The 23251-nt window shown below is 60.2% G+C and carries 24 protein-coding genes; 13 read left to right on the forward strand and 11 right to left on the reverse strand.

The features are described from left to right. The gene (locus L2D14_15110; protein ID WNJ99187.1) at positions 1-672 is read right to left on the reverse strand and encodes an ureidoglycolate lyase; all 672 of its coding nucleotides are present in this window, start codon (positions 670-672) and stop codon (positions 1-3) included. Positions 673-792: 120 nt separating this feature from the next. Here L2D14_15110 and L2D14_15115 point away from each other — a divergent pair, with 120 nt between their 5' ends. Further along, positions 793-1665 (forward strand): LysR substrate-binding domain-containing protein, encoded by an 873-nt coding sequence (locus L2D14_15115; protein WNJ99188.1) that lies wholly within the window; start codon positions 793-795, stop codon positions 1663-1665. Positions 1666-1677: 12 nt separating this feature from the next. On the opposite strand, the gene L2D14_15120 is transcribed toward L2D14_15115, so the two are convergent. Together L2D14_15120 and L2D14_15125 are read right to left on the reverse strand one after the other, a co-directional pair. Then, a complete protein-coding gene (locus L2D14_15120; GenBank protein ID WNJ99189.1) occupies positions 1678-2700 on the reverse strand; it encodes a Gfo/Idh/MocA family oxidoreductase in 1023 nt (340 codons plus the stop codon). Then, on the reverse strand, positions 2697-3311 hold the full coding sequence (locus tag L2D14_15125) for a DUF2238 domain-containing protein (protein WNJ99190.1): 615 nt from the start codon (positions 3309-3311) through the stop codon (positions 2697-2699). The genes L2D14_15120 and L2D14_15125 overlap by 4 nt, the downstream gene beginning before the upstream one ends. 130 nt (positions 3312-3441) lie before the next feature. Between L2D14_15125 and L2D14_15130 the strand changes: the two genes are divergently transcribed. Next, positions 3442-3918 carry an Hpt domain-containing protein gene (locus tag L2D14_15130; protein WNJ99191.1) on the forward strand — a complete coding sequence of 159 codons (477 nt, stop codon included), beginning with the start codon at positions 3442-3444 and terminating at the stop codon, positions 3916-3918. A 12-nt stretch (positions 3919-3930) separates the two neighbouring features. Here the strand turns inward: L2D14_15130 and L2D14_15135 are convergent, their stop codons facing one another. After that, positions 3931-4758: an NmrA family NAD(P)-binding protein gene (locus L2D14_15135; protein ID WNJ99192.1), complete on the reverse strand. Its 828-nt coding sequence runs from the start codon at positions 4756-4758 to the stop codon at positions 3931-3933. A gap of 114 nt (positions 4759-4872) precedes the next feature. On the opposite strand from L2D14_15135, the gene L2D14_15140 reads away from it, so the two are divergent. Then, on the forward strand, positions 4873-5439 hold the full coding sequence (locus tag L2D14_15140; GenBank protein WNJ99193.1) for a TetR/AcrR family transcriptional regulator: 567 nt from the start codon (positions 4873-4875) through the stop codon (positions 5437-5439). Between the two features lie 29 nt (positions 5440-5468). Here the strand turns inward: L2D14_15140 and L2D14_15145 are convergent, their stop codons facing one another. Next, positions 5469-5846 (reverse strand): VOC family protein, encoded by a 378-nt coding sequence (locus L2D14_15145; protein ID WNJ99194.1) that lies wholly within the window; start codon positions 5844-5846, stop codon positions 5469-5471. Between the two features lie 119 nt (positions 5847-5965). Further along, positions 5966-6394: an Hsp20/alpha crystallin family protein gene (locus L2D14_15150; GenBank protein WNJ99195.1), complete on the reverse strand. Its 429-nt coding sequence runs from the start codon at positions 6392-6394 to the stop codon at positions 5966-5968. 207 nt (positions 6395-6601) lie between these two features. On the opposite strand from L2D14_15150, the gene L2D14_15155 reads away from it, so the two are divergent. Together L2D14_15155 and L2D14_15160 are read left to right on the forward strand one after the other, a co-directional pair. Further along, positions 6602-7444 (forward strand): hypothetical protein, encoded by an 843-nt coding sequence (locus L2D14_15155; protein WNJ99196.1) that lies wholly within the window; start codon positions 6602-6604, stop codon positions 7442-7444. Then, positions 7441-10167 carry a cation-transporting P-type ATPase gene (locus L2D14_15160; protein WNJ99197.1) on the forward strand — a complete coding sequence of 909 codons (2727 nt, stop codon included), beginning with the start codon at positions 7441-7443 and terminating at the stop codon, positions 10165-10167. The genes L2D14_15155 and L2D14_15160 overlap by 4 nt, the downstream gene beginning before the upstream one ends. 84 nt (positions 10168-10251) lie before the next feature. On the opposite strand, the gene L2D14_15165 is transcribed toward L2D14_15160, so the two are convergent. After that, entirely contained in the window at positions 10252-10497 is a 246-nt protein-coding gene (locus L2D14_15165) for a hypothetical protein (protein ID WNJ99198.1), read from the reverse strand. Positions 10498-10643: 146 nt separating this feature from the next. Here L2D14_15165 and L2D14_15170 point away from each other — a divergent pair, with 146 nt between their 5' ends. The 5 genes from L2D14_15170 to L2D14_15190 all read left to right on the forward strand — a co-directional run bounded on the left by L2D14_15170 (position 10644) and on the right by L2D14_15190 (position 15661). Continuing rightward, the gene (locus L2D14_15170) at positions 10644-11549 is read left to right on the forward strand and encodes a LysR family transcriptional regulator (GenBank protein ID WNJ99199.1); all 906 of its coding nucleotides are present in this window, start codon (positions 10644-10646) and stop codon (positions 11547-11549) included. A 3-nt stretch (positions 11550-11552) separates the two neighbouring features. After that, positions 11553-12146: a GNAT family N-acetyltransferase gene (locus L2D14_15175; GenBank protein ID WNJ99200.1), complete on the forward strand. Its 594-nt coding sequence runs from the start codon at positions 11553-11555 to the stop codon at positions 12144-12146. A gap of 251 nt (positions 12147-12397) precedes the next feature. Continuing rightward, on the forward strand, positions 12398-13651 hold the full coding sequence (gene serA, locus L2D14_15180) for a phosphoglycerate dehydrogenase (protein WNJ99201.1): 1254 nt from the start codon (positions 12398-12400) through the stop codon (positions 13649-13651). A 208-nt stretch (positions 13652-13859) separates the two neighbouring features. Continuing rightward, entirely contained in the window at positions 13860-14384 is a 525-nt protein-coding gene (locus L2D14_15185; protein WNJ99202.1) for a universal stress protein, read from the forward strand. 404 nt (positions 14385-14788) lie between these two features. Further along, positions 14789-15661: a hypothetical protein gene (locus tag L2D14_15190; GenBank protein ID WNJ99203.1), complete on the forward strand. Its 873-nt coding sequence runs from the start codon at positions 14789-14791 to the stop codon at positions 15659-15661. A gap of 113 nt (positions 15662-15774) precedes the next feature. Here L2D14_15190 and L2D14_15195 read toward each other — a convergent pair whose 3' ends face one another. The 3 genes from L2D14_15195 to L2D14_15205 form a co-directional block, all read right to left on the reverse strand. Further along, positions 15775-16656, reverse strand: a complete 882-nt coding sequence (locus L2D14_15195; GenBank protein ID WNK01696.1) for an IS1595 family transposase — start codon at positions 16654-16656, stop codon at positions 15775-15777. 137 nt (positions 16657-16793) lie between these two features. After that, on the reverse strand, positions 16794-17342 hold the full coding sequence (locus tag L2D14_15200; protein ID WNJ99204.1) for a NapC/NirT family cytochrome c: 549 nt from the start codon (positions 17340-17342) through the stop codon (positions 16794-16796). Between the two features lie 108 nt (positions 17343-17450). Beyond that, positions 17451-18107 (reverse strand): c-type cytochrome, encoded by a 657-nt coding sequence (locus L2D14_15205; protein ID WNJ99205.1) that lies wholly within the window; start codon positions 18105-18107, stop codon positions 17451-17453. Positions 18108-18508: 401 nt separating this feature from the next. On the opposite strand from L2D14_15205, the gene L2D14_15210 reads away from it, so the two are divergent. After that, on the forward strand, positions 18509-19060 hold the full coding sequence (locus tag L2D14_15210) for a LuxR C-terminal-related transcriptional regulator (protein ID WNJ99206.1): 552 nt from the start codon (positions 18509-18511) through the stop codon (positions 19058-19060). Between the two features lie 44 nt (positions 19061-19104). On the opposite strand, the gene L2D14_15215 is transcribed toward L2D14_15210, so the two are convergent. Continuing rightward, positions 19105-20892, reverse strand: coding sequence for a monovalent cation:proton antiporter-2 (CPA2) family protein (locus L2D14_15215; GenBank protein ID WNJ99207.1), 1788 nt, complete (start codon positions 20890-20892; stop codon positions 19105-19107). Positions 20893-21113: 221 nt separating this feature from the next. Between L2D14_15215 and L2D14_15220 the strand changes: the two genes are divergently transcribed. After that, positions 21114-21590 (forward strand): YHS domain-containing (seleno)protein, encoded by a 477-nt coding sequence (locus L2D14_15220; GenBank protein ID WNJ99208.1) that lies wholly within the window; start codon positions 21114-21116, stop codon positions 21588-21590. Positions 21591-21654: 64 nt separating this feature from the next. Beyond that, the gene (locus L2D14_15225; GenBank protein WNJ99209.1) at positions 21655-23088 is read left to right on the forward strand and encodes an ATP-binding protein; all 1434 of its coding nucleotides are present in this window, start codon (positions 21655-21657) and stop codon (positions 23086-23088) included. The last annotated feature ends 163 nt before the right edge of the window (positions 23089-23251 follow it).

The raw sequence follows: 23251 nt of genomic DNA on the forward strand, positions 1-23251 counted from the left end.
TCAGTTCTCCAGTATCAGCGGCACGCGCAGATAGGCGCCGAACTCGCCCGGAAAATCGACGCTGACGCGGGCATGCACCCGGCCCTGGCGGTCGAAGAACGTGGTCCGTTTCAGCGACGGCAGCATGGTTTCGTGCCAGACGTCGGGATGGATATACAGCCCCTGCGTGCCGTCGAACCAGAACGCGGTGAAGCTCTCTGGTTTGACGTCGTCGCCCGGCGGCGCCAACGGCACGACGAACGGCGCCTTGTCCTGGGGGAAAAACAGTTGCCCGCCGTCGGGATGATAATTGGCATGAAACAGCAGCGCCGCTTCGCGCCCGTCGTCGTCTTCGGCGATCGTCCTGGCGACGTCGGGATCGAAGGCTTCCGGGAAACGCGCATCGCAGGCCAGAATATACTCGTCGTTGACGGCATTGTTGCGGCCCCGAAGCAGATTGTTTTCCCACCAGAACTCGAACAGGCCTTCGGTGGTGCCTGCCTCGTCGCCGGTGTCGCTGTCGACCGGACGCCAGCCCTGGGCCGGCCAGCGGACGATCTCGACCGCAACCTCGTCGGGGTGCGAAATCAGCACACCCAGCCCCTCAAGGCTTTGCGGCGTGGCGCGCACCAGTGGAATGCCGACCTGCGCCAGATCCTTGCTGCCGGTGGCTTTCTTTACGCTCGCATCCATGCCGTTTCCTTTGCCTGCAGTGTTTCAACTGGCGGCATTGTCGGGGCATTCGCATTTTCAATCAAATTAATATTATTAGTCATAACTTGTAATAAAACTTATATCTTGGTAAACCCCGGTATGCGCCACATCCAGCTCCGCGCCTTTCACACCGTCGCCCGCGAACACAGCTTCAGCCGGGCCGCCGAGGCATTGAGCGTGACCCAGCCCGCCGTCACCCTGCATGTGCAGGCGCTTGAGGAAACCTATGGCCTGAGCCTGTTCAACCGCACCCGGGGCGGCGTCACCCTGACCGGCGAGGGCGCGCACCTGTTCGAACTGACGACGCGGATGTTCGCCGAGGAAGCGGACATCGCCGAGTATCTGGGCGGTATGTCGGCACTGCGTCACGGGCATCTGAACATCGCCGCCGACGGGCCGCACGTGGCGCTCGATCTGGTCGCCGAATACCGTACCCGCCATCCCGGGATCGATGTCCGCATGACGCTCGGCAATGCCAACGAAACCCTCGACGACGTCATGAATCAGCGCGTCGATGCCGGGGTCCTCGCCAACCCGCCCGACGACGCGCGGCTGCACGTCATCAATGTCCTGCGCCAGAGCATGGTCTGCATCGTCGCCGCCACGCATCCATGGGCGGCGCGCGACGACATCGCGCTTGCCGATCTCGCCGGTGAACCGGTGATCCTGCGCGAACGCGGATCCAACACCCGCAGCATTCTCGAAGCGGCCCTGAAGAAACGTAAAATAGACATCGTCCCGGTGATGGAACTGGGCAGCCGCGAAGCGGTGCGCGAAGCGGCGGCGCACGGTCTCGGTTTCGGCTTCATGCAGGAACGCGAAGCCGCCGGGGATGCCCGCGTCGTCGCCCTGCCGATCCGCGATCTGCAAGGCACCAACCTTGTCACGCTGGTGTGCCTGAAACGTCATGCCAAACGGCGCACCATCGAGGCCCTGATCGCCGTCGCCCGATCCCTGTCGAAACTCGGCTGACGGTTTCAGCACTTAAATCAGGTCGACACGCCGTCCTTCGGCATCGGAACGATAGACCGCCTCGACAATCCTGAGATTGGCCAGATACGCCGAAGCCGTATTCACCGGCATTTCGCCAGTTTCGAGCGCACCCAGCACATGACGGTTCAGCCGGTAAACGCAGTCCCCGGCGTAGCCGTTGTCGGTCCAGTCATATGTCATGCGCTGCTCGTCATTCTCGCCGAATGCGCGGCGGAACAGATCGCCGTCGCCATCGAGGCGCAGCACCCCGTCGGACCCTTCGATCAGCATCTCGCCCATCACCAGCCGGCGGTTTGTCGCCGCATGATCGACGAGCCGGTTGCCGTCGATCAGGGCGCGCCGACCGTCTTCGAAGTGAAGCACGATAATGCCCGCATCCTCGCCCTTGATGGCCGGATTGAGCTTCCGGAGATCGGCGCTGACGCTGCGCACCTCGCCGAACAGAAAGCGAAACACATCGATCAGGTGGACCAGCGTTTCGTGTACCAGAAGCCTTGGCATGTCCTGAAAATACGGCTGGCGCGCCAGATACGCATCCGCCCCCTGACCGTCGCCGGGTCGCAGCCGGAACGTGCCCTGATAGACATCCCCCAGCGCCCCCGCACCGAGCAGGCGGGCGGTCTCGCCATACCATGGCTGAAAGCGGAAATTCTCGTGCACGATCACCTGAACGCCGCTGTCCGCCGCCAGGGTGGCGGCCTTTGCCGCGACTTCGAGGCCGCCGCAGAACGGCTTCTGGCAGATCGCCGGGATACCACGTTCGACGCATGCCGTGACGAATGCCAGATGCGTCGGCGGTGGCGTGACGATATCCACCAGATCGGGGCGCACGTCATCGAGCATGGCGGCAAAATCGTCATACACGCGGCAGTCCGGAAAACGTCCGGCGATTTCCTGCGCCGCGTCCAGGTCCAGCGAACAGATGCCCGCCACCTCGACCTCCAGACGCGACCACGCCTCGTAATGGAACTGGCTGAAAAAACCGCTGCCGGCGACACACAGGCGCAGGGTCATAACGCGCCCGCCCTCGCCAGTTGCCGGTCCTGCCAGCGCTGCAAAAGAAGCTGCGCGGCGACGGCGCCGATCAGCGCCATGAACATGTCCGATTGCGTGTCCCAGGGATCGCCCTGCGTGCCGAGGAACGCTTCCGCATCCTGATCCATGATCACTGCCGCCCACCACTCGATCATCTCGTAGAACGCACTGAAGGCGAGCGGCACGGAGCACGCCAGCACGAACAGCATCTTGCCGGGCCGCAGCGGCGTCTTGCGCAGCAGGATTTCGCGGGTCAGCAGCGCCGGCACGAAGCCCTGCGCCAGATGACCGATGCGGTCGTAGGGATTGCGCGCGAAACCGAACACGTCCTGCAGCCAGAACCCGGCCGGCACGTGGGCATAGGTGTAATGCCCGCCCATGATCAGAATCAGCCCGTGCGCGAAGGCGCACCACAGCAAAAGCCGGCTCAGCGGAAAGCGCGTCCGCGCGGCCCAGATCAGCGGCGCCGCGATCAGCACCGGCAGGACCTCCATGAACCAGGTCAGCGGGTCCTTGGGGTTGATCGCGGAAAGCACCAGTGCCGCCGCCCACAGCGCCATGATGACGGTTTCGTCTGCTCTTGCCCGCATCAACATTCTTTCTCCGGCCTTATTCAAAGCCGCCACTATAACCGTTTGCCGGCCTGTTCACAGCATCGCGATATCCATCCGCGCCGCGCCCGTCCGTGGAAACTACGTATTCATAAAAAGGCAATTTTCATTGACGCTTGAGGCCGAAACCTCCTATGTGACCCGTCCCGCCGGGCATTCCGGCGGCACTGCAAGAGGCAAGGCCATGAACGATATGGCGAGTGATGCGAAATCGAAGTCGGTCGTCGACACATTGCGCACCCGGTTTATCTCGACCGCGCTGGGCAAGCTCGACGCCATCGATAGCGCCATCGACGGCCTGAGCAGCGGCGATGCCAAAGCGCATACCACCGAGATGAAGCTGAGCGCCCACGCCCTGAAAGGCATGGCCGGCAGCTTCGGCTTCATGTCCGTGACACGGGTTTCCGAAGCCCTCGAGGATTACCTGAGCGCATCCGCAAACAGCATTGCACAGGCACAGGCCGATACCCGGCACTATAACAACGCCATGCGCGCGATCATCGAAAGCGGCATCGAGCCCAGCGAAACCGAGACCGATGAAATCATCGCCCGCCTGCCGACGGCGTCGTCAATCGCCGCCGACTAGGGTTTGCGGCGTTCATGCCGCCAGCCGCCACTCACCCGACGCGTCAGCATGCTGACAGAAAGCCGCAAAGTCGCGCGGCGGCCGCCCAAGGGCGCGCTGTACCCCATCCGACACATACGCATTCCGGCCATCCAGTGTTTCCCGGCAGATTTCGGTGATCACCTCGGCGATAAACGCGCCACCGATATCCGTCATCGCCGCGTGAAACTGCTCAAGTGTAATCGGCATGTAACGGACCTGATGGCCGATCGCCTTTGAAAGCGTGTCGGCGGCTTCGGCGAACGTGATTGCCTGCGGTCCCGTCACCTCGTAAAGCTGGCCGGAATGGCGGTCTTCCGTCAGCGCGGCGACGGCGACATCGGCAATGTCATCGACGTCGACAATGGGTTCACGCACGTCCCCGGCCGGCAGGGCGATCATGCCTTGCATCGCGGGTTCGCGCAGATACCCCTCGCTGAAGTTCTGCGCAAACCACGCAGCACGGACAAGCGTGAAATCCAGGCCGCTGTTCCTGACGATCCCCTCGCAGTGCCGGGCATGCGGCTCGCCGCGGCCGGATAACAGAACCAGCCGCTGAACGTCCGCGCGTGCAGCAGCCGTGCACAAAGCCTCGATCTTGTCCGCCGCGCCGGGGATCGCGAGGTCCGGGAAATACGAAATATATACCGCCCGCACACCGCGCAATGCAGCCTGCCAGGTGTCGGGATCGTCCCAGTCAAAAGGGGTGGCGGAACCACGCGATCCGTGGCGGACATTGTATCCCAGGGCCTGGAGACGGCTTGCGATACGCCGGCCGGTCTTGCCGGTGGATCCGATAACGAGAATAGGTGCGGTCTTCATGATGTGATCCTTTCAGATTGTCCGTGTTGTTATTTACTTTACATCGTGTAAAGTCATCGTGCGTCTGAATATATGGAGCTTTACACAGTGTCAAGTGGCAATCCCGAAACACGCATGAAAATCCTCAAGGCGGCATGGAAGCTGCTGGAATCGCCCAATCCGAAAGGCGCGCGTATGAGCGACATCGCCAAGCTGGCGGGCGTCAGCCGCCAGGCGCTGTATCTTCATTTCCCGACCAGAACCGAAATGCTGATCGCCACCACGCATTACATCGACTCGGTCAAGGATGTGGACGGCCGTCTGGAAAAAAGCCGCAAGGCCCGCTCCGGGACCGAGCGTCTGGACGCGTTCATCGAGGCATGGGGCAACTACATCCCCGAGATTTCAGGCGTTGCGCGCGTCTTGATCGCGATGAGCACAGATGATCCGGATGCAAAGGCCGCATGGAACGACCGCATGCAGGCGGTCAGGCACGGATGCGCCGCCGCCGTGAGCGCGCTCGACGACGAGGGCAGACTGACCCGGCACTATTCAAGCAGCGAGGCCACGGACATTCTCTGGACCATGCTGTCGCTCGAAAACTGGATCCATTTCCGTGAAAACTGCAACTGGTCACAGCGTAAATATCTGGACCGGATGACGTCGATGGCGAGGGGCCTGCTGCTACGCGGCAATGGCTGATCCACGGGCCGTGCGCACCGCCCTGAAGACTATTTTTTCGGGAACGTGACGGCTTCGATCTTGTTGCCGTCCGCATCGCGGATGAAGGCCCCGAAATAGACCGTCATCGCCGCCGGACGATCCCCCGGCGGACCGTCGCAACGCCCCCCCAGCGCCAGCGCGCGCTCGTAAAACACCGTCACCGCGTCGCGGTCGGGGGCGCGCAGGCAGACATGGATGCCGGTATCGTCGCCGACGGGCGCCATGTCCGCCCGCGCGTTGAGCCAGAATTCCGGATAACGCTTGCCGAACCCTATAGCGTGATCGCGCGTCACCAGCCGTGTGAGGCCGAGCGGCGCCAGAACCTGTTCATAAAAACCGGCGCTCGCCGCCAGATCGGCGACGCCAACCGACACATGATCTATCATTTCCCCATCCCTTCGGTGATGCGCAGGCTTTCAGGCAGCCTATCACGAAACAAGCGCAGGGATCAGGACATGGTGCCGGTTACCGCCAATCCGTATCGGACGGCGAGCCATAAGCACACTCACCCCCTGTTGACGGGAATGCTCTTCGCCGACGTTTCGGCCGGTTTCACTTTCGCCACCTTGATCGTCAGCACGCCGTCCTTGTGCGTCGCCGAAATCCGGTCTTCATCCGCGTCCGGCGGCAGGCGGAACGACCGCTGGAAGCGGCCATAGGTGATTTCGGAAAAGAAATAACTCTTTCCCTCCTCCTCGCGTTTCGACTGCTTCTCGCCACTGACCGTCAGGCGGCCGTCATGCACCTCGACCTTGACGTCCTCATCCGGCACACCCGGCAGCTCGACCGAGATTTCATAGTAATCTGTCGCCGAGGCAGCTTCGGCATTCGGCGCAAAAAAGGCCGCAAGCTTGTCGCCGAAGCGTTGCACGGGGCCATACATCTGTGAAAACCAGTTGGGGATCGTCGTGGAAAAATCCGATTTCTCGACCATTCGAATGTCTCCTTTGTATATCCGAAATCAGCTTCAAAGCCGGACAGGATTTTAAAACGGCCGGAATTTGCAGACCTTGATACAGATCAAAAGGCTTGTGCCCGAATAACGGCTGCGCCCGCGGCGCTGGAGGATTAATCTATATCAATGACGGCCCTGCCGGGTGCCCATAGATTGAGCGCCTGATATGTAAGGGAGCATGAGAATATGACGGTTTTTCTCGCCCACGACGGCTCGTTGAACGGCGAATGGATCGGCCGCTACGCAGTGCATTATGCCGCCGGCACCGTCGAGCGGCGGCTTGTCGTCGTTCACGTCGAGGACGCCAATATTTCCGGCGAGCCCCTGCATGAGCGGCTTGAGCGCCTGTCCGGGCTGGGCGAGCGCATGAACGTCAATATAGAATCCCGCATCCTGGCGATGCAGCACGGCGTGTTCGGTGGTCTCGATACGCATCTGAAGGCGGAACCGGGTGCGCTGGTCATCTGCGGCGCACGCGCGGCGGGCGGGCGGCGCGGCCGGCTGTCTGGAACCATTTCCGAACAGTTGTTGCGCCAGAACAATTACGACGTGCTGTCGATCCATGTTCTGCAGCCCGGTCTGCTGGGCGACCCGAAGCGGATTTTACTGGCACTCTCCGGTCAGGGCCGGGCCCATCCGGCGGTGCCCTTCGTCAAGCCGCTGGCGGCGGATATTGAACGGCTCGACGTGCTTTACGTCGAAACCGTTTCGCATCTGCACTTTGCCAACCTGACCGACGCCGAAGCCAGCCGCCTGAAACATAATGCGCAGTCGATCGTCACCCGCGCCGAGGACACTCTGATCGCCGAAACAGGCCTCGACCATGCGCACCTCGACAGCCATGTCCGTGTCAGTGACGACTGGCCGAAACAGATTGCCGTCGAAGCCGGGCGATACCGCTCGGGCCTCGCCATGCTTGCAATGCCGCCGCCGCAGGCGGGTAAACTCAACTATGCACACCCAATCGAGGAACTGATGCGCAACGCCCCCAGCGATGTCGCCGTTTACCGCAGGGCCGGCACGTCATGACGGAACAGCACGGCGAAGTAACCGAACAGCACCCTGCTTTCGGACAGATCCAGAATCTCGGCGCCGACGACGTGTTCAGCGCGCTCGGCAGCAATCCCGCAGGTCTCGACAGCACGGAAGCCGCCTCGCGCATCGCCACGTTGGGCCGCAACTCGATCGAGGTCGCCGACAATATGTGGTGGCTGCGCAGTCTGGCGCGCCAGTTCACCAATTTCTTCACGATCCTGCTGGATATCTCGGCGGCGATCTGTTTTTTCGCCGAATACATCCAGCCCGGCGAAGGCATGGCGCTGCTCGGCTGGGCGCTGCTTGGCGTCTCCATCCTCAATGCGCTGTTCAGTTTCTTTCAGGAATACCGCGCCGAGCGGGCGATGGAGGAACTCAGGAAATACCTGCCGCACCGTATCAGCGTGCACCGCGACGGCCGCGAACAGGAACTCGACGCCGCCGACCTTGTCCCCGGCGATGTCATCCAGGTCCGTGAAGGCGACCGCATCCCGGCCGACGCGCGGGTTGTCGAATGCCGCGATCTGACGGTCAGCAACGCGCCGTTGACCGGGGAATCGAACCCGCTGTCGCTGAGCGCCGAGCCGTCCGAGAAGGCCCTGACCGATGCCCGAAACCTGCTGTTCGCGGGCTGCACGGTACTCAGGGGATCGGGGCTGGCGGTCGTTTTCGCGACCGGTTTCCGCAGCCAGTTCGGGCGCATCGCCATGCTGTCGCAGGAAATCCGCCGTACCGCCTCGCCGCTGGAGCGCGCGACCGGGCAAATGGTGCGCATCCTGACCGTGATCGCCGTCGCCATGGGCCTGACCTTCTTCGCCTATGGCGTCGTCACCGACAAGTCGCTGTGGGTCAATCTGGTGTTCATGATGGGGATCATCGTCGCCAACGTCCCCGAAGGGCTGTTGCCGACCTTCACCCTGTCGCTGGCGATGGGCAGCCTGCGCATGGCCAAGCGCAACGTTCTGGTGAAAAGCCTGAACGCCGTCGAGACGCTGGGCTCGGTTCATGTCATCTGTACCGACAAGACCGGCACGCTGACGCTGAACCGCCTCGAAGTGGTCCGCGTCACGGCGCCGATGGCAACCGATGAGGCCACGGATGACATGCAGCGCGGCATTCTCGATGCCGCCGTCGGCGCCAGCGACCTGACGGTGACGGACAACGGTTATAACGGCGATCCGCTGGATGTCGCGATTGCCGCCAGGATCAAGGCCGTCGGCGGCGATCCGGCGGATGTGCTGGACTGTCAGGTCCGGCATTTTGCCTTCGACGTCGCCAAGCGCCGCGCCGCCGGCGTGCTGGCCAAGGGCAATCAGGCGCGGCTGACCGTCAAGGGGGCGTGGGAATCCCTGAAGCCGCTGGTGACGGCAATCGCCACCGGTGCGCCCGAAGGCGCGCGCCCGGTCGACGCCAAGGCCATTACCGCGTGCGAAGACACCGTGTCGGAACTGGCGCGCCAGGGCTACCGGGTCATCGCCGTCGCCGCGAATACCCTCGAGAACGCACCGGACGCCGACGCCGAACTGAAGGACATCGAAAGCGGACTGACGCTGCTCGGTTTCATCTGTCTCGAAGATCCGCTCCGCGCCGAGGTGCCGGACGCCGTCGACAAATGCCACAGCGCCGGGATCCGCACCGTCATGATCACCGGCGATCATCCTGAGACCGCCGAAGCTATCGCCCGGCGCGCCGGCATGGTCGCCGCCGATGTTGCCCCCGGGGCCAGCGTCGTCACCGGCGACGAACTGGAACAGATGCGCGAGGAAGACCTCGTCGAACGCTTCGAGAGCGGCACTGCGGTGTTCGCCCGCACCACGCCGGAACAGAAGATGAAGATCGTCAGCGCGCTGCACCGCCGCAATCTGGTGGTCGCCATGACCGGCGACGGCGTCAACGACGCCCCGGCGCTGAAATCCGCCGACGTCGGCGTCGCCATGGGCAAGGACGGGACCGATGTCGCGCGCGAAGCGGCGCAGGTGATCCTGCTCGACGACAACTTCGCGTCCATCGTCGCCGGGATCGAGGAAGGCCGCACCATCTTCGCCAACATCCGCAAATTCACCAACTACGTGCTGGTGTCGAACGGGCCGGAGATCATCCCCTATCTGCTGTACATGCTGTTCCCGGTGCCCCTTGCGCTGACGGTGATCCAGATCCTCTCGATCGATCTCGGCACCGACATCGTGCCGTCGATGGCGCTGGGCCAGGAAAAACCCGACGGCCAGACCATGAAGGAGCCGCCCCGTTCTGCCAAACAGGGGCTGCTGACGCTGCCGGTGATTGCGCACAGTTATCTGTTTTTGGGTCTCATCGAAGCCGCATTCTCGATGTCGCTGTTCTTCTGGGTGCTGTTCGACGGTGGCTGGACGTGGGGTGCCGAGCTGGCCACGAACGACCCGCTGTATCACTCGGCGACCGGGATCGCGCTGTCGTCGATCCTGTTGATGCAGATCGGCAACCTGTTCGGGCGGCGCTCGCGCTTCGGTTCGGGGCTCGATATGGATGCGTTCCGGAACCGCCTGATCGTATTCGGGGTCACGTTCGAGATCGTCTTTTCCTGGGCTATCCTGTATGCGCCGTGGGTCGGCCGCATCCTCGGCACCGGTCCGGTCGCCACCGAGGTCTATCTGACGGCGTGGCTCGGCGTGCCGCTGATCTTCGGGCTCGATTACCTCAGGAAGCGGGTGGCGTGGCGGCTCGCAGGCCGCCCGGAATAACAAGCGGCTCGCAGGCCGCCCGGAATAACAAGCGGCTCGCAGGCCGCCCGGACTGACAAGCGGTTCGCAGGCCTCGCCATTCCCTCACAGATGAAGCGCGCTCTTGCGGTGCGCCGGGATATCGAGAAACCCCCGCGCCGCTTCACGCCGGGCCGCGTCCCGGCTGATCCCGAGATCGGCCAGCCGTGTGTCGTCCAGTTCCGCCAGCCGTGCGCGTTCGTGGCGGATCCGCAATGCCAGAATCAACAGCCGCGCCAGACGCGACAATACGCCGGGCCGGTGTTCGAAGAAACGCGCGGACGCGTTCAGGGCATGTACATAGTGTGTCATCGTCTCATCTCCGGTTTCGATGCCCTCAGAAAACGACACTTGCGTGCAGCATCCCACCCGATACAGGGGTTTTTCGTCAGGCTGTTGGGTTGACCATGGCGGAAACTATTGCATTAGGGAATGAAATTTGTTTTATATGACACATTATGAAACCTAATGAATTACCACAGCCACTCAGGAACATCGACGTCGCCCTGGCGCGCACCTTCGTGGCAACCGCCGAGACCGGCGGCATGACCGCCGCCGCACGGCTACTCAACCTGACGCAGGGCGCGGTCAGCCAGCAGATCAAGCGGCTCGAGGAGCTTCTGCAGAAGGACCTGTTCGACCGCGAACACCGGCAGTTGTCGCTGACCGCCGAAGGTGAACGGCTGCTGTTGCACGCGCGCCGCCTGATTGCGCTGAACGACGAGATATGGGGCCTGATGAGCGCACCGGGGTTCGAAGGTACGGTGCGGCTCGGCGTCCCGGGTGACGTCATCCGCCCGTTCCTGCCGCCGATCCTTAAAAGTTTCAAGAACGCCTGGCCCAAGGTCAGGATCGAGCTGAACTGCGAGTCTTCGATCGCCCTGAAGAAAGCGCTGGCGGCGGGCGACATCGACCTGACGCTGACCACGGAATCGGACACACCAAGCGGTGCCGAGCGCCTGCTGAGCGAGGACCTCGTCTGGGTCGGCTGCCCCGGCGGCCGGGTCTGGCACGAAGACCCGCTGCCCGTCGGCAATGCCAACCCCACCTGCACCTTCCGCGCCGCGATGCTGCAAGGGCTGGAAAAACAAGGCCGCGACTGGCGCGTCGTCGGCCCGTCCGGTCACGAGGTGATGCTGGCGAAGATCGAGGCCGATATCGCCGTCACCGCGCTGCTGCAAAGCTCGGTGCCGCCGCATCTGGAGATTCTCGGGCCCGATTCCGGGCTGCCGGTGCTGACGCCGTTTCACGTCAATCTTTACGTGCGCACCAGCCAGACCAACGAGATCGTGCAGGAATTTGCACAACAGATCCGCGAACAGGTCACGCGCCGCTTCGCCACCCCCCAACGCAAAGCCGGTTAAGCCGTGCCGCTTGAAGTCCGTGCCCTGACGCCCGGACAGGGCCTTGCCGATCATGTCGACGATATCGCCCGGCTGCGCATCCGGGTGTTCCGCGACTGGCCGTATCTGTACGACGGCGAGCTGGATTACGAGCGACGCTATCTGGCAGATTTTGCCGCCTCACCGGGCGCGGTCTGCATCGCCGCTTTTGACGGCGCGCGGATGGTGGGTGCCTCGACCGGCCTGCCGCTGGCCGACGAACACGACGAGATCAAAAAGCCCTTCATCGACGCCGACATTCCCATTGCGCCTATATTCTATGGGGCGGAATCGGTGTTGCTGCCCGGATACCGGGGCCAGGGTCTGTACCGGCGGTTCTTCGACGGCCGCGAGGCGCATGCGCGCCGGCTGGGCGGGTTCACGACCATGGCCTTCTGCGGCGTGATGCGCCCCGACGATCACCCGCTGAAGCCCGAGGGCGCGAAGCCGCTCGACGAAGTGTGGCGGCATTTCGGCTATCGGCCGGACGGGAATCTGCTCTGCCATTTTACGTGGAAGGACGTCGGTCAGGATTTTGAGACGGAAAAACCGCTGAAATTCTGGCTGAAATCGTTGTAGCTCCCCTCTCCACGGTGCGACTTGAGATATTTCTCAATTCGTCATCCCGGGCACGGCGGCCTTGCCGCCACGACCCGGGACCCATGGCGACGCAGGCTCCAACCCTGCAATGGGTCCCGGCTCTCCGTCGAACCATGTTCGCCGTTCGGCCGGGATGACGGGTAAATATTCACCTCCCACTCCCCCATTGTATTGCACCTGCGAACGGACTATGAAACCCGGCATCGGCCCAACCGGAGCAGAGATATCCCATGAGCGAAATCCAGAACCCCTCCCTTTCCAAAGACAAGATCAAGGTATTGCTTTTGGAAGGCATCAGCGACACCGCCATCGAGTCCCTGAACAAGGCCGGCTACGAAAACGTCGAACGCCTGACAACGGCGCTGGACGGTGACGCGTTGATAGACGCGCTGCAGGATACCCGCATCCTCGGCATCCGTTCGCGCACGCAGATCACCAAAGAGGTTCTGGCGTCGACGACGCGCCTGGTCGCGGTCGGCTGCTTTTCCGTCGGCACCAACCAGATCGACCTTTCCGCCGCGCAACGCCGCGGCGTGCCGGTCTTCAACGCGCCGTTTTCCAACACCCGCTCGGTCGCCGAACTGACCATCGCCGAGATCGTCATGCTGTTCCGCCGCACCTTCCCCCGCTCCGTCGCCGCGCACGGGGGCGGCTGGGAGAAGTCCGCCACAGGATCGCGCGAAGTGCGCGGCAAGACGCTGGGCATCGTCGGCTACGGCAACATCGGCACCCAGCTTTCCATGCTCGCCGAAGCCATGGGCATGAACGTGATCTATTACGACCACACCGACAAACTGCGCCACGGCAACGTTCAGCCGACGGTATCGCTGGTAGAGCTTCTCAAGGAAGCCGATGTCGTCTCGTTACACGTGCCGGACACCGCCGAGACGCGCGGCATGATCGGCGCCGCCGAGATCGCCGCCATGAAAAAAGGCGCGTACCTGATCAACAACGCGCGCGGCAAGGTGGTCGATATCGATGCCCTGGCCGAAGCGCTGAAATCGGGCAATCTGGCGGGCGCCGCCATCGACGTGTTCCCGGCCGAGCCCGGATCGAACAAGGAAAAGTTCACCTCCCCCCTGCAGGGCCTCGACAACGTCATCCTGACGCCGCACGTCGGCGGCTCGACCGAGGAAGCGCAGGAACGCATCGGCGAGGAAGTGGCGCGCAAGCTGGCCGATTATTCCGATATCGGCACGACCATCGGCGCGGTGAATTTCCCGCAGGTTCTGCTGCCGCCGCGCCCGGCCGGGACGCGCTTCCTGCAGGTGCAGAAGAACCTGCCCGGTGAGCTGACACGCCTCAACGAAGTGTTTGCCAAGCACGGCACCAACATCGCCGGTCAGTATTACCAGACCGAGGGCGATATCGGTTACGTGGTGCTCGACGCCGACGGCGCGGTCACCGAAGCCGAAGAGATCCTCGCCGACATCCGCGCACTCGACGGCACCATCCGCGCGCGGCTCGTGCACCGGATCGAGTAGACAGCCGACTTCATGCTTCGAGACGCTTCGCGCCTCACCATCAGGGCTGCTTCTGCCGCATCCCGAGGAAGCCCCAGAAAATAACTCTGGGGCCGTCTCGAAGGACGATCTGTCCCTGCTTGCGTGCGCTTTTGACCTAGATCAAAGACGCGGCGGGCAATCCCGGATTGACTGTCTTGTGAACAAATCAACGATCGGAGGAAAACCAATGACGTCGATTATTGTAGCAACGGACGGCTCGTCATCAGGCGAGAACGCCGTTCAGGTCGCCGCCGACATCGCCAAATCACGTGGCATGGACGTGGTGGTGCTGTCGGTCATCGATAACAAGCCTGTGCCTGACTCGGTCCGGGCGATGGCGAAGGCGGAACACCTTGTCGGCGGTGAAAAGCTCGGCACCGAATCAAGCCTGTTGAACGTGCCGACATGGATGATGAAGGACCTGCACGCCGCCGCGCAGGCCGATGAAAACGTCAGGCTGCGCACCGTGGTGGCTGATCTTGCCGTCAAGAAGGCGCACAAGATTCTTAAAGATGCCGGCGTCACGGCGGTCACCGAGGTCGAGGAGAACGGCAACGCGGCGGACGCCATCGTCACCGTAGCCGATCGCCTCGGCGCCGACATGATCGTCATGGGATCGCGCGGTCTCGGCAGTCTGAAAAGCCTCGTTTACGGCAGCACATCAAGGGATGTCGCGAAGCGGGCGAAGTGTTCCTGCATCGCGGTGACGTGATCCGCAACCGGTGGCGGCGATAGAGCCGCCATCCGCGCGCGCCTTGTGCATCGGGTCGGGTAGACACCCGGCTTCATGCTTCGAGACGCTTCGCGCCTCAGCATGAGGTTTCTTATTTCCTTATCCTGAAGAGGGCCGGGCCGACGTAATAATCCTTTCGTCATTCCGGCCGGGGTCCAGTCTGTCATCTGCCTGGATTCCGGCCTGCGCCGGAATGACGACCTTGGTTGAAGCAAGCAACTGTCGTCGTCCTGAACTTGGTTCAGAACCCATACCTTCCGAAGCATCATCTCGCCGAGCAGACCATGCCCCCCCAAACAAGTTGGGGCTTATCCCCTTGCCATACGTTGCCATAGACGGCGGTTTTATTTGGTTGTAGCCTTCTCGCTAAAGGGGAGGCGACCATGCAGGAACATGTATTCAAGCCCACAATTGTCACCTATCGCGGTCATTATGCAGATGACCACCTTGTTGATGGGCGGGAATTGGGGAGCTCTCTTTCGGGCTTCACAAGATCAGCCAATATTATTACCAATTTTTATTTAGATGGGAAAATAAATCTTCATTCAAATAGTCAAAAGGTTAGGTATTATGTTGGAGTACCAAAAGAAAATGGTGTATTATATGAACTAATAGCATTGATGCAGACTGGTCATTTGCCAGTTTATACTCCGGCTCTTATTGAATTAGCTTCGGAGTTCTTGCCCGTCATTTGGCGGGCAATAGTAGAGAAGTCACTAGGCCGACGGAGTGAATCAGAAGCGATGCTGGAGATAATAAAGGAAATGGCAGAGCGCAAAGACGAGTTTGCAAGCAAAGTTCATGATGGTCATATGCGGGACAAGGCGTGGCTTCAAGACCATATTGATCAGCTTTCTGGCAAAATGCGTACTTCACTTGAGGACGCCGCCACACCGGTTGGACGATCCGTAAAGTCAGAAAAACTATGGCCAGGACAAGAGTTTGAAACGGAAATTGATGAACAGGCGGCGGACGTACTTCGATCACGCGGTGCGGATCAGGTTGGCGACCAAGTGGATATGATTCTGCGCCTACGGGCAGTTAACCTTGATACCGGATCAGGACAAGCAGAGATTGTTGGGGAAGAGGGAAGCAAGTTGTTTGTGAAAATAACAGACCCAGCGCTTCAAACGCCGGAAAATATATATTCACATTCTCTTGACCAGCAGACCGCTATTCACGCTACGGTTAAGCCGACGTTACGTGATGGTGAAATAGCAAAGATTTTTATTAGTGATGCCAAAGAAGCCAGCTAAGGATCAAGACAAACCCATCTCACTGTCTGCGGCCCGTAAGTCCGGAGAGATTGATCTTTTTATTAAAGAGCGAGAAGCGGAGGTCGGGGATATGGATAAGTTAGACGCGACCATCAAGAAGTCGGCTCAAACGTCGTCAAAAGCTCCGAAAGCATCTTCTCGGGACGGGTCCGACGATTGAAGCGGTATTCAAATTCCTTGGCATACTTCGGAAGGTGTTTGCCGGAAACGTGAATGTGCGTTCCGTTGATGCCGCGCTTTAACTGCGCCCAGTAACTTTCAATACCGTTGACGCCAGCACCATCCTCGCGGGCGTATTCGCCGCGATTGTGGTTTACTTTGACGTGGCGGAAACCTGATTTGTCGATGTCCTTGTAGCCGCCAAATTCGTCGGTCTGGAGCGTCGTTCCCGGCAGAACGTGAGTGAGGATGACGCCTTTCATAGACACCTTGTCACGACCCTTAACGACCTGAGTAACGATCTCTCCGTCACGTTCAAGCATACCGACGACACACGTTTTGTTGCCCTTGTAGCCTTGGCCCTTGCCGGAGACAGAGCCGCCGATAAGCGTTTCATCAACTTCAACGTTGATGCCGACGCCGCCAAGCGGATCGTCGCCGTCAACTTCCGCCATATGTTCGCGGATTTGATGGCCCATACGCCAAGCGCATTTGTACGTGACGCCAAGCTGGCGCTGTAATTCCTTGGCGCTGACACCGTGTCGCGTCGTCGTAAACAAGAAGATCGCATAAAACCACAATTGCAACGGTGTCCGGGACTTCTCAAACAGCGTCCCGACCATCGGATGGATATGGTGTCCGCACCACTGGCACGAAAAGGCACGTTCCGCCTTGATCGGATACCACTTAGCTTCCCGCTGACATTTCGGACATTCGTGGCCTTGGCCAAAACGAACGTCGAACAGGTGCTTTAAACAGGTATCGTCATCCGGGAATTTCTGGAAAAACTGACGAAGGGTGGTTGGTTTGGTCATCTCGCTATCTCCTATGCGAGTAATATACCAAATTCTATCACCGTATGGCAAGGGGATAATCCCCAAACAAGTTCAGGGTGACGCCGGATATTCGAAGCGCACGTTCCCTCTTCGCGCCGTCCTCATCCTCTTTACCCTCAGCGATCGTCGTCCTCGTAGTCGGCGGGGCGTTTATGGGCGATGAATTTATGACATTCGATGCAGGTCTTCCCTTCTTCGAAGGCGACGCGCATCTTTTCGGCGGAACGGGGGCGTTGTTTTTCGAAATGCATGGCATCGTAGCTGTGACAGTTCCGGCATTCGCGTGAATCGTTGGACTTCATCTCAGCCCAGACGTTCTCGGCCAATTCAAGCCGTTTGGCCTCGAACTTTTCAGGCGTATCGATTGTCCCGGCGATCTTGTGGTACAGCTCGTTCGAGGCTTTGATCTTGCGAACCAGCTTTGCCGTCCAGTCCTTCGGCACATGGCAGTCGGCGCATATGGCACGCACGCCCGACGGGTTCTGATAATGCACGGACTGTTTGTATTCCTGGTACACCGTGTCGCGCATCTCATGGCACGATATGCAGAAACCCAGCGTATTCGTGTGCTCCATGAACGTATTGAAGCCGCCCCAGAAAATGATGCCGGCGACGCCGCCGACAGCAAATATCGCACCCCACCCGTAACGCATGCTCGGAGACATAAACCACGACCAAGCCGCCCTGAGCCATTTCATGTCAGCGCCCTTTCATATTTCAAGGAAACATGCCCCACCGCCGGAAATGCGACGGCGGGGCATGTGTAACGGGTGTTATTCTTTGGGGAGCGTTTGCAGGTAAGATAAAACGTCGGCGGAAACCTGCATCGGCAAGGCGCGCAAGGCCGGCATCGCTTCACCGGGTTGACCGTTGAGAATTTTGTGCAGGATTTCCCACGGATTCTTGTTCGCCAAGCCACCCAGGGCCGGCATGTCTTTCGGCAGTCTGCCGTCCGCGCCGTGGCAATTCACGCAGAGCGTGCCGTAATAGTTCTTGCCCTTGGCCGCATCGCCCTTCGCCTTTTTCGACGCGCGGTCGATCGTTGCGTCCATATCGACCTGCCCCTTGGTCACGAACATTGCGATCGCGTCCATTGTCGCGGCATCCATCTTGCCGGAATAACCGTGCACGCTGTCGTTCAGCACGGCGACGACCTTGGCGGCATCGCCACCGTCGTATTTCCTGAGACCGGTAATGCCGGTCTTATAGGAGCCGGATGCGTAAGCGCCGTCCTTCCCCATGTAGTCCCAACCATGACAGGATTTGCAGCGGTGGGTGGCATTGCCCTTTTTCTTGGTATTGGACGCCGGCCAGGACATATGCGTGTCCTTCGGCTTCGGTGCTTTGATTACCTTGAACCATTTGTCGTAGAGCTTGCCGCCGTGGGCGATCATGCCGTCGTCCGCAAACGCAGCATTCTGAACCGGCATCAGCATTAGTGCCGACGCGACGGCTATAGCAGCAGTGAGACTTGAAAGATGACTCCCATATTTTCTCCGCATCCTGTCCTCCTGACGTCTGAAAAAACTTGGAACTTGGTCTGACGAAGCGATCAACAGCGGGACACTCGCATGAAGTGCATTTCATACGATACACATTCAAAAAACTGCCCCCTCCACTCGCACCCGGCGAACGGGCGTCAATCCCGAGCAGTTGGCCATCTTGCGGCTTGTTTTGCGGATCAGACAATAAACCATGGTTATACTTTGCCTGAATCCGCGGAATAATAATCGCGCGGCATGCACCCTGACGTACATCAATGCACGATTGGCGAGGGTTTGCGAGAATATCCTGTCAGCCGCTTTCCGGCTGTGGAGGATAGGAGGTTCACATGGCGGAAATCAGATTGCCGAATTTGACCAGTCACAAACGCGTTATCTTGGTTGCTCTTTCGTTCATTTTTCTTGCCATGATAGAATTGTTATTGATCGTCGACGTCGTACACGAGACGTTTGGCGTGGAGATTCACTTCTACTCTGCAAATCATACCCTTCTTGAATGGATCGCGGTTCAGGGGCTCGGGTTTATCCTGATTTTCGTCGGTTTGACCTTATGGCGGACGTTGCAGGAAAACCGGAAGCTGCGGGCCGTATCGGGGCGGGCCAGCGGCGAGTTCCTGCACATCATGGTACAGCAGATGCGCGAATGGGGGCTGACGGAATCCGAGCTCGAAATTGCAACGATGCTGATCAAGGGCCTGACGATTCAGGAAATAGCCAGCATTCGAATGACCAAAGCGGGCACCATCAAGAGCCAATGTAACGCTGTCTATCGCAAAGCGAACGTCAGCAGCCGAAGCGAACTTGCAGCTTATTTTCTCGAAGACCTGATGAACGGCCTCAACCTGAGTGCGCCCGGCGGCGCGACCATCATTCGCGTGTAACGTGGCGGGTTTCCCGGCTCAACCGGGCAGGGTGTCGGTAAGACTCATCCCTTCTCATCCCCCTCCGGCTCGTCGTTGAGCGCATCTTCGGCGAAGATTTCCTCCAGCTCGTTGGCCCACACCCTGGCCGCCTCGGCGAACGCTTTCTCGTCCGTGTGGTTGCCGAACTGGTTCTTCAGACGGCGCTCGTCGTGATCGCGGAACATCTCCGCGATATGGCGCGCGTCCTTGCTGGCGAAGCCGATACTTTGCAGCGTCAGGCGCCCGGCCTCGATCCCGGAATGAAAGGTCTCGCGGATAACATGGTCGACGCCCTGCTCCATCAGCCGGTAGGCATGCTGGCGGTCCTTGGCGCGCGCGATCACGGTCAGGTTCGGAAAGCGCCTGCGCACCAGTTCCGCCGTCTTCACCGACTGGTCCGCATCGTCGACGGCCAGCAAAAGCACCTTGGCCTTGTGCGCGCCCGCCGCGTACATGACGTCGTAGCGCGTGGAATCGCCGTAATAGATCTTGTTGCCGTAGTTGGCGACGAAGTTGATCTGGTTGGGGTCCAGCTCCAGCGCCGTGAAGCCGATGTGCTTGGCGCGCAGGATGCGGCCGATGATCTGCCCGAACCGCCCGAACCCGGCGATGATCACCGGATGCTCCAGTTCCATGGGCATTTCCTCGGCGGGAACATCCGCCTGCGGGACCTTGAGCAGACGACCGGACAGCAGATACAGCAACGGTGTCACGGCCATCGACAGGGTCACCACAAGGATCGCCAGATCCGCATGGCCGCGCGCCAGCGCACCGGCGCCGACGGCAAGCCCGAGGATGACGAAGGCGAACTCGCCGCCCTGTGAAATCGCGATCGCCAGATTGCGCCGGGCCTCGGCGTTCAGACCGTTGGCGTAGCCAAGCCCCCACAGCACCGCCGCCTTGGTGCCGACCAGGCCGACGACGAGGCCGATGACAACCAGGAATTCCGTCACCAGCAGGCCGAAATTGACCGACATGCCGACGGCGATGAAGAACAGCCCCAGCAACAATCCCTTGAACGGTTCGATATCGGCTTCCAGCGCGTGGCGGTATTCGCTGTCGGCCAGCAGCACCCCGGCGAGGAACGCGCCCAGCGCCATCGACAGGCCGACCGACTGCATCAAAAGCGCGGTGCCGAGTACGGTCAGCAGACCGCAGGCGGTGAAGATTTCCCTGAGCCCGGTTTCGGCGATGTTCGACAGCACGAATTTCAACAAATACCGCCCGACGACGATCACCGCGGCGATGACCCCGGCGATGGTCAGGCCGTCGATCCACACATCGGCGGCCCGCATCTCCGCTCCGCCGCCCAGCAAAGGCACCAGCGCGATCAGCGGGATCGCCGCGATGTCCTGAAACAACAGCACTGAAAACGCGGCACGGCCGTAGCGGCTCGTCAGGTGCCCCTTCTCGGCCATGATCTGCAGGGCGAACGCCGTCGATGACAGCGATGCTGCCAGACCGATGGCCAACGCGCCTTGCCATGGCACCCCCAGCGTAAAGACGACACCCGCCAGGATCGCCGCACTGACGACAACCTGCGCGCCGCCGAGACCGAACACCGGCCGGCGCATGGTCCACAGACGCGACGGCTGCAACTCGAGGCCGATCAGAAACAGCAGCAGCACGACGCCGAACTCGCCGAAATGCAGTATGCTCTCGACATCGCTGACAAGACGCAGCCCCCAGGGGCCGATGGCCGCACCGGCGATCAGATAACCCAATACCGATCCCAGCCCGAGCCGTTTGGCGAACGGGACTGCAACCACGGCGGCCCCCAGGAATATGGCCGTTTCGGTGATCAAGGACATATACGTATATCCGCCGGTTTCCGCTTCGGGTTTAATTCAGGAACAATAATTAGAATTATTCCAAGTGTGAGCATGAAGTGTAACAGACTCACAAAAGAATCACGAAGCCACGTTAAAGGGGAGACCGGTATTTACAAAATAGCCGTCACTGTTTCTGGCATTTTTCCGAAAATTTTACTAAAAGTGTTGAAAATCAGGAATCGACACTTTGAGGGGTCATAATGTCGGTATTGAGAACCAGCCGTGCCTGGGTAATGTGCCTTGCCCTATGCCTGACAGTTGTTTCGGTTCAAGCCGACGATGAAGCCAATGTAACGCCAGAAGGAGTGGCCATTCATGGATACGATCCGGTCGCCTATTTCGATCCCGGCGTACCGGTTCGGGGCAATGCTTCCCATAGCGCCCGACATTTCGGTATCACCTACTGGTTTTCGTCATCCGAGAATCTTTCAAAGTTCACACAGAACCCGGAAAAATACACCCCGTCATACGGCGGTTGGTGTTCCTACGGGGTCCGGGTCGGCAAGAAGTTCGATGTCGACCCCAACGCCTTCAGGGTCGTCGACGGCCGGCTGTTCCTGCAACTCGATTTCGGCACCCAGAAGCTCTGGAAACAGGATCTCGCCAAGAATATTGATATCGCCGACCGTCTGTGGCCGAAAATCCAGTCGGCATCTGCAAAAGCGCTCGGCGAATGAAGCCCCCTCCGGCACGGCTTGATCCGGTGAATATTCCGGCCTGCATCGGGAGCATCGGGCAATTATGAACAGATCCCTGAGCACGAAATTCATTACCACCATTACGCCGATTTTTATCGCCGTTTTCGTGACCTGTATCATCGTCGAGACTTTCCACACTTATGAAAAGTCGCGCGCTGAAATCGCCCAAAGGCTGGACACGCTGGCGGCCAGTCAGTCGATCATTCTTGCCGAAACGATTGCCAACAAAAATATCAACCAACTGAGCCTGATGCTGGCCAGCATCATCAGCGAACCCAATCTGGTCGGCATCGCCATCCACGACACCGACGGCAATGTCATGGATAGCTTCGGCGAGTTGGACAGCGATGACGCGGCACTCGTCAAAACCATCACCGTCAATTTCACCGATGGCGCCGAGGTTCGGCGCGTCGGCACGATGAAGCTGGTAATGACCGATCGATATGCCCTGCAGAAAATAAAAACCCAGCTTTTCTTTCATATTCTCCTTGGTCTGGCATTGCTGGCGGCGGCCCTGTTCGCTTCGATCTTCGCTTACCGGCGCACCGTCGGCCGCCCGCTCGACAAGCTGATGTCGTCGATCAACGAAACCAAGGGCGGGACCCTTGGCCGCGTCGATTGGGAATCGAACGATGAAATCGGCCGGCTGATCAACTCTTACAACGACATGCAAAGCCGCCTCGACAGCTATGCAAATGAACTGAAGGCGATACACGATCAGCTGGAGCAGCGGGTCAAGGAGCGCACCCACGCACTGGTGCTGGCGCGCGAGAACGCCGAAGACGCTAGCCGCGTCAAATCGAAGTTCCTGTCGTCCATGAGTCACGAGTTCAGAACCCCGATGAATGCCATCCTCGGTTTTACGCAGATTCTGCAGATGTCGGCGGAAGTGCGGAACAGCCCGAATTTGCAGGACCGTCTGGGAAAAATAGAGGACAGCGCCAGAAACCTGATGACGCTGCTCGATGACATCATGGTTTTCGCGCAACTGGAAACCGCCACCGGCGACATGAATATTGAAGAAATCTCGCCGCACCTGGCGATTATGGATGCCGTGGCGCTGATTCAACCGCTGGCCGAATCGCGCCGGGTGACCCTGGATACCGGGGGTGTGAATAGCGAAGCCGGGACGGTCAAGGCAGACCGGAATCAGCTCGGCAAGGCGCTGTTCAACCTGTTGTCGAACGCGGTCAAGTACAACCGCGCCGGCGGCAGCGTCACCGTCGACGTCACCCCCGACGGCAACGATTTGCGAATTTCCATCAGCGATACCGGCTACGGGATCCCCTCCGACCGGCTGCAGAATATCTTCGAGCCGTTCAACCGGGTCGGCCGCGAAGCCGGCACCATTGAGGGATCGGGCATCGGCCTGACCATCACGCAGTACATCGTCGAACGTATGAGCGGCAGAATCGAGTTCGAAAGCGTCGAAGACCAGGGGTCGACCTTCCACGTGACTTTCCCGCTGGCCGCCTGAACCCCGGCGGGGATGCGCAGAATTCCCGTTTCTGGCTGAAAACGGCCCTTTTTGTAAGGGTCCGGTCAGGTTCGCCGCCTACTTTCCCAGAACTGAATCAACAACATCGACGAAACCGGCGCGTTCTGCGCCGTTTACTTTGTTAATCAAGAGGCTCCCCCTG

Source organism: Thalassospiraceae bacterium LMO-JJ14, from assembly GCA_021555105.2.
In the GTDB taxonomy this organism is placed as follows: Bacteria; Pseudomonadota; Alphaproteobacteria; order Rhodospirillales; family Casp-alpha2; genus UBA4479.

Excerpts from the sequence above, each read along its gene's own strand:
- L2D14_15110 (WNJ99187.1), bottom strand. The coding sequence starts at position 672 with ATGGATGCGAGCGTAAAGAAAGCCACCGGCAGCAAGGATCTGGCGCAG.
- L2D14_15115 (WNJ99188.1), top strand. The coding sequence starts at position 793 with ATGCGCCACATCCAGCTCCGCGCCTTTCACACCGTCGCCCGCGAACAC.
- L2D14_15120 (WNJ99189.1), bottom strand. The coding sequence starts at position 2,700 with ATGACCCTGCGCCTGTGTGTCGCCGGCAGCGGTTTTTTCAGCCAGTTC.
- L2D14_15125 (WNJ99190.1), bottom strand. The coding sequence starts at position 3,311 with ATGCGGGCAAGAGCAGACGAAACCGTCATCATGGCGCTGTGGGCGGCG.
- L2D14_15135 (WNJ99192.1), bottom strand. The coding sequence starts at position 4,758 with ATGAAGACCGCACCTATTCTCGTTATCGGATCCACCGGCAAGACCGGC.
- L2D14_15140 (WNJ99193.1), top strand. The coding sequence starts at position 4,873 with ATGAAAATCCTCAAGGCGGCATGGAAGCTGCTGGAATCGCCCAATCCG.
- L2D14_15145 (WNJ99194.1), bottom strand. The coding sequence starts at position 5,846 with ATGATAGATCATGTGTCGGTTGGCGTCGCCGATCTGGCGGCGAGCGCC.
- L2D14_15150 (WNJ99195.1), bottom strand. The coding sequence starts at position 6,394 with ATGGTCGAGAAATCGGATTTTTCCACGACGATCCCCAACTGGTTTTCA.
- L2D14_15155 (WNJ99196.1), top strand. The coding sequence starts at position 6,602 with ATGACGGTTTTTCTCGCCCACGACGGCTCGTTGAACGGCGAATGGATC.
- L2D14_15160 (WNJ99197.1), top strand. The coding sequence starts at position 7,441 with ATGACGGAACAGCACGGCGAAGTAACCGAACAGCACCCTGCTTTCGGA.
- L2D14_15165 (WNJ99198.1), bottom strand. The coding sequence starts at position 10,497 with ATGACACACTATGTACATGCCCTGAACGCGTCCGCGCGTTTCTTCGAA.
- L2D14_15170 (WNJ99199.1), top strand. The coding sequence starts at position 10,644 with ATGAAACCTAATGAATTACCACAGCCACTCAGGAACATCGACGTCGCC.
- serA (WNJ99201.1), top strand. The coding sequence starts at position 12,398 with ATGAGCGAAATCCAGAACCCCTCCCTTTCCAAAGACAAGATCAAGGTA.
- L2D14_15185 (WNJ99202.1), top strand. The coding sequence starts at position 13,860 with ATGACGTCGATTATTGTAGCAACGGACGGCTCGTCATCAGGCGAGAAC.
- L2D14_15190 (WNJ99203.1), top strand. The coding sequence starts at position 14,789 with ATGCAGGAACATGTATTCAAGCCCACAATTGTCACCTATCGCGGTCAT.
- L2D14_15195 (WNK01696.1), bottom strand. The coding sequence starts at position 16,656 with ATGACCAAACCAACCACCCTTCGTCAGTTTTTCCAGAAATTCCCGGAT.
- L2D14_15200 (WNJ99204.1), bottom strand. The coding sequence starts at position 17,342 with ATGTCTCCGAGCATGCGTTACGGGTGGGGTGCGATATTTGCTGTCGGC.
- L2D14_15205 (WNJ99205.1), bottom strand. The coding sequence starts at position 18,107 with ATGCCGGTTCAGAATGCTGCGTTTGCGGACGACGGCATGATCGCCCAC.
- L2D14_15210 (WNJ99206.1), top strand. The coding sequence starts at position 18,509 with ATGGCGGAAATCAGATTGCCGAATTTGACCAGTCACAAACGCGTTATC.
- L2D14_15215 (WNJ99207.1), bottom strand. The coding sequence starts at position 20,892 with ATGTCCTTGATCACCGAAACGGCCATATTCCTGGGGGCCGCCGTGGTT.
- L2D14_15220 (WNJ99208.1), top strand. The coding sequence starts at position 21,114 with ATGTCGGTATTGAGAACCAGCCGTGCCTGGGTAATGTGCCTTGCCCTA.
- L2D14_15225 (WNJ99209.1), top strand. The coding sequence starts at position 21,655 with ATGAACAGATCCCTGAGCACGAAATTCATTACCACCATTACGCCGATT.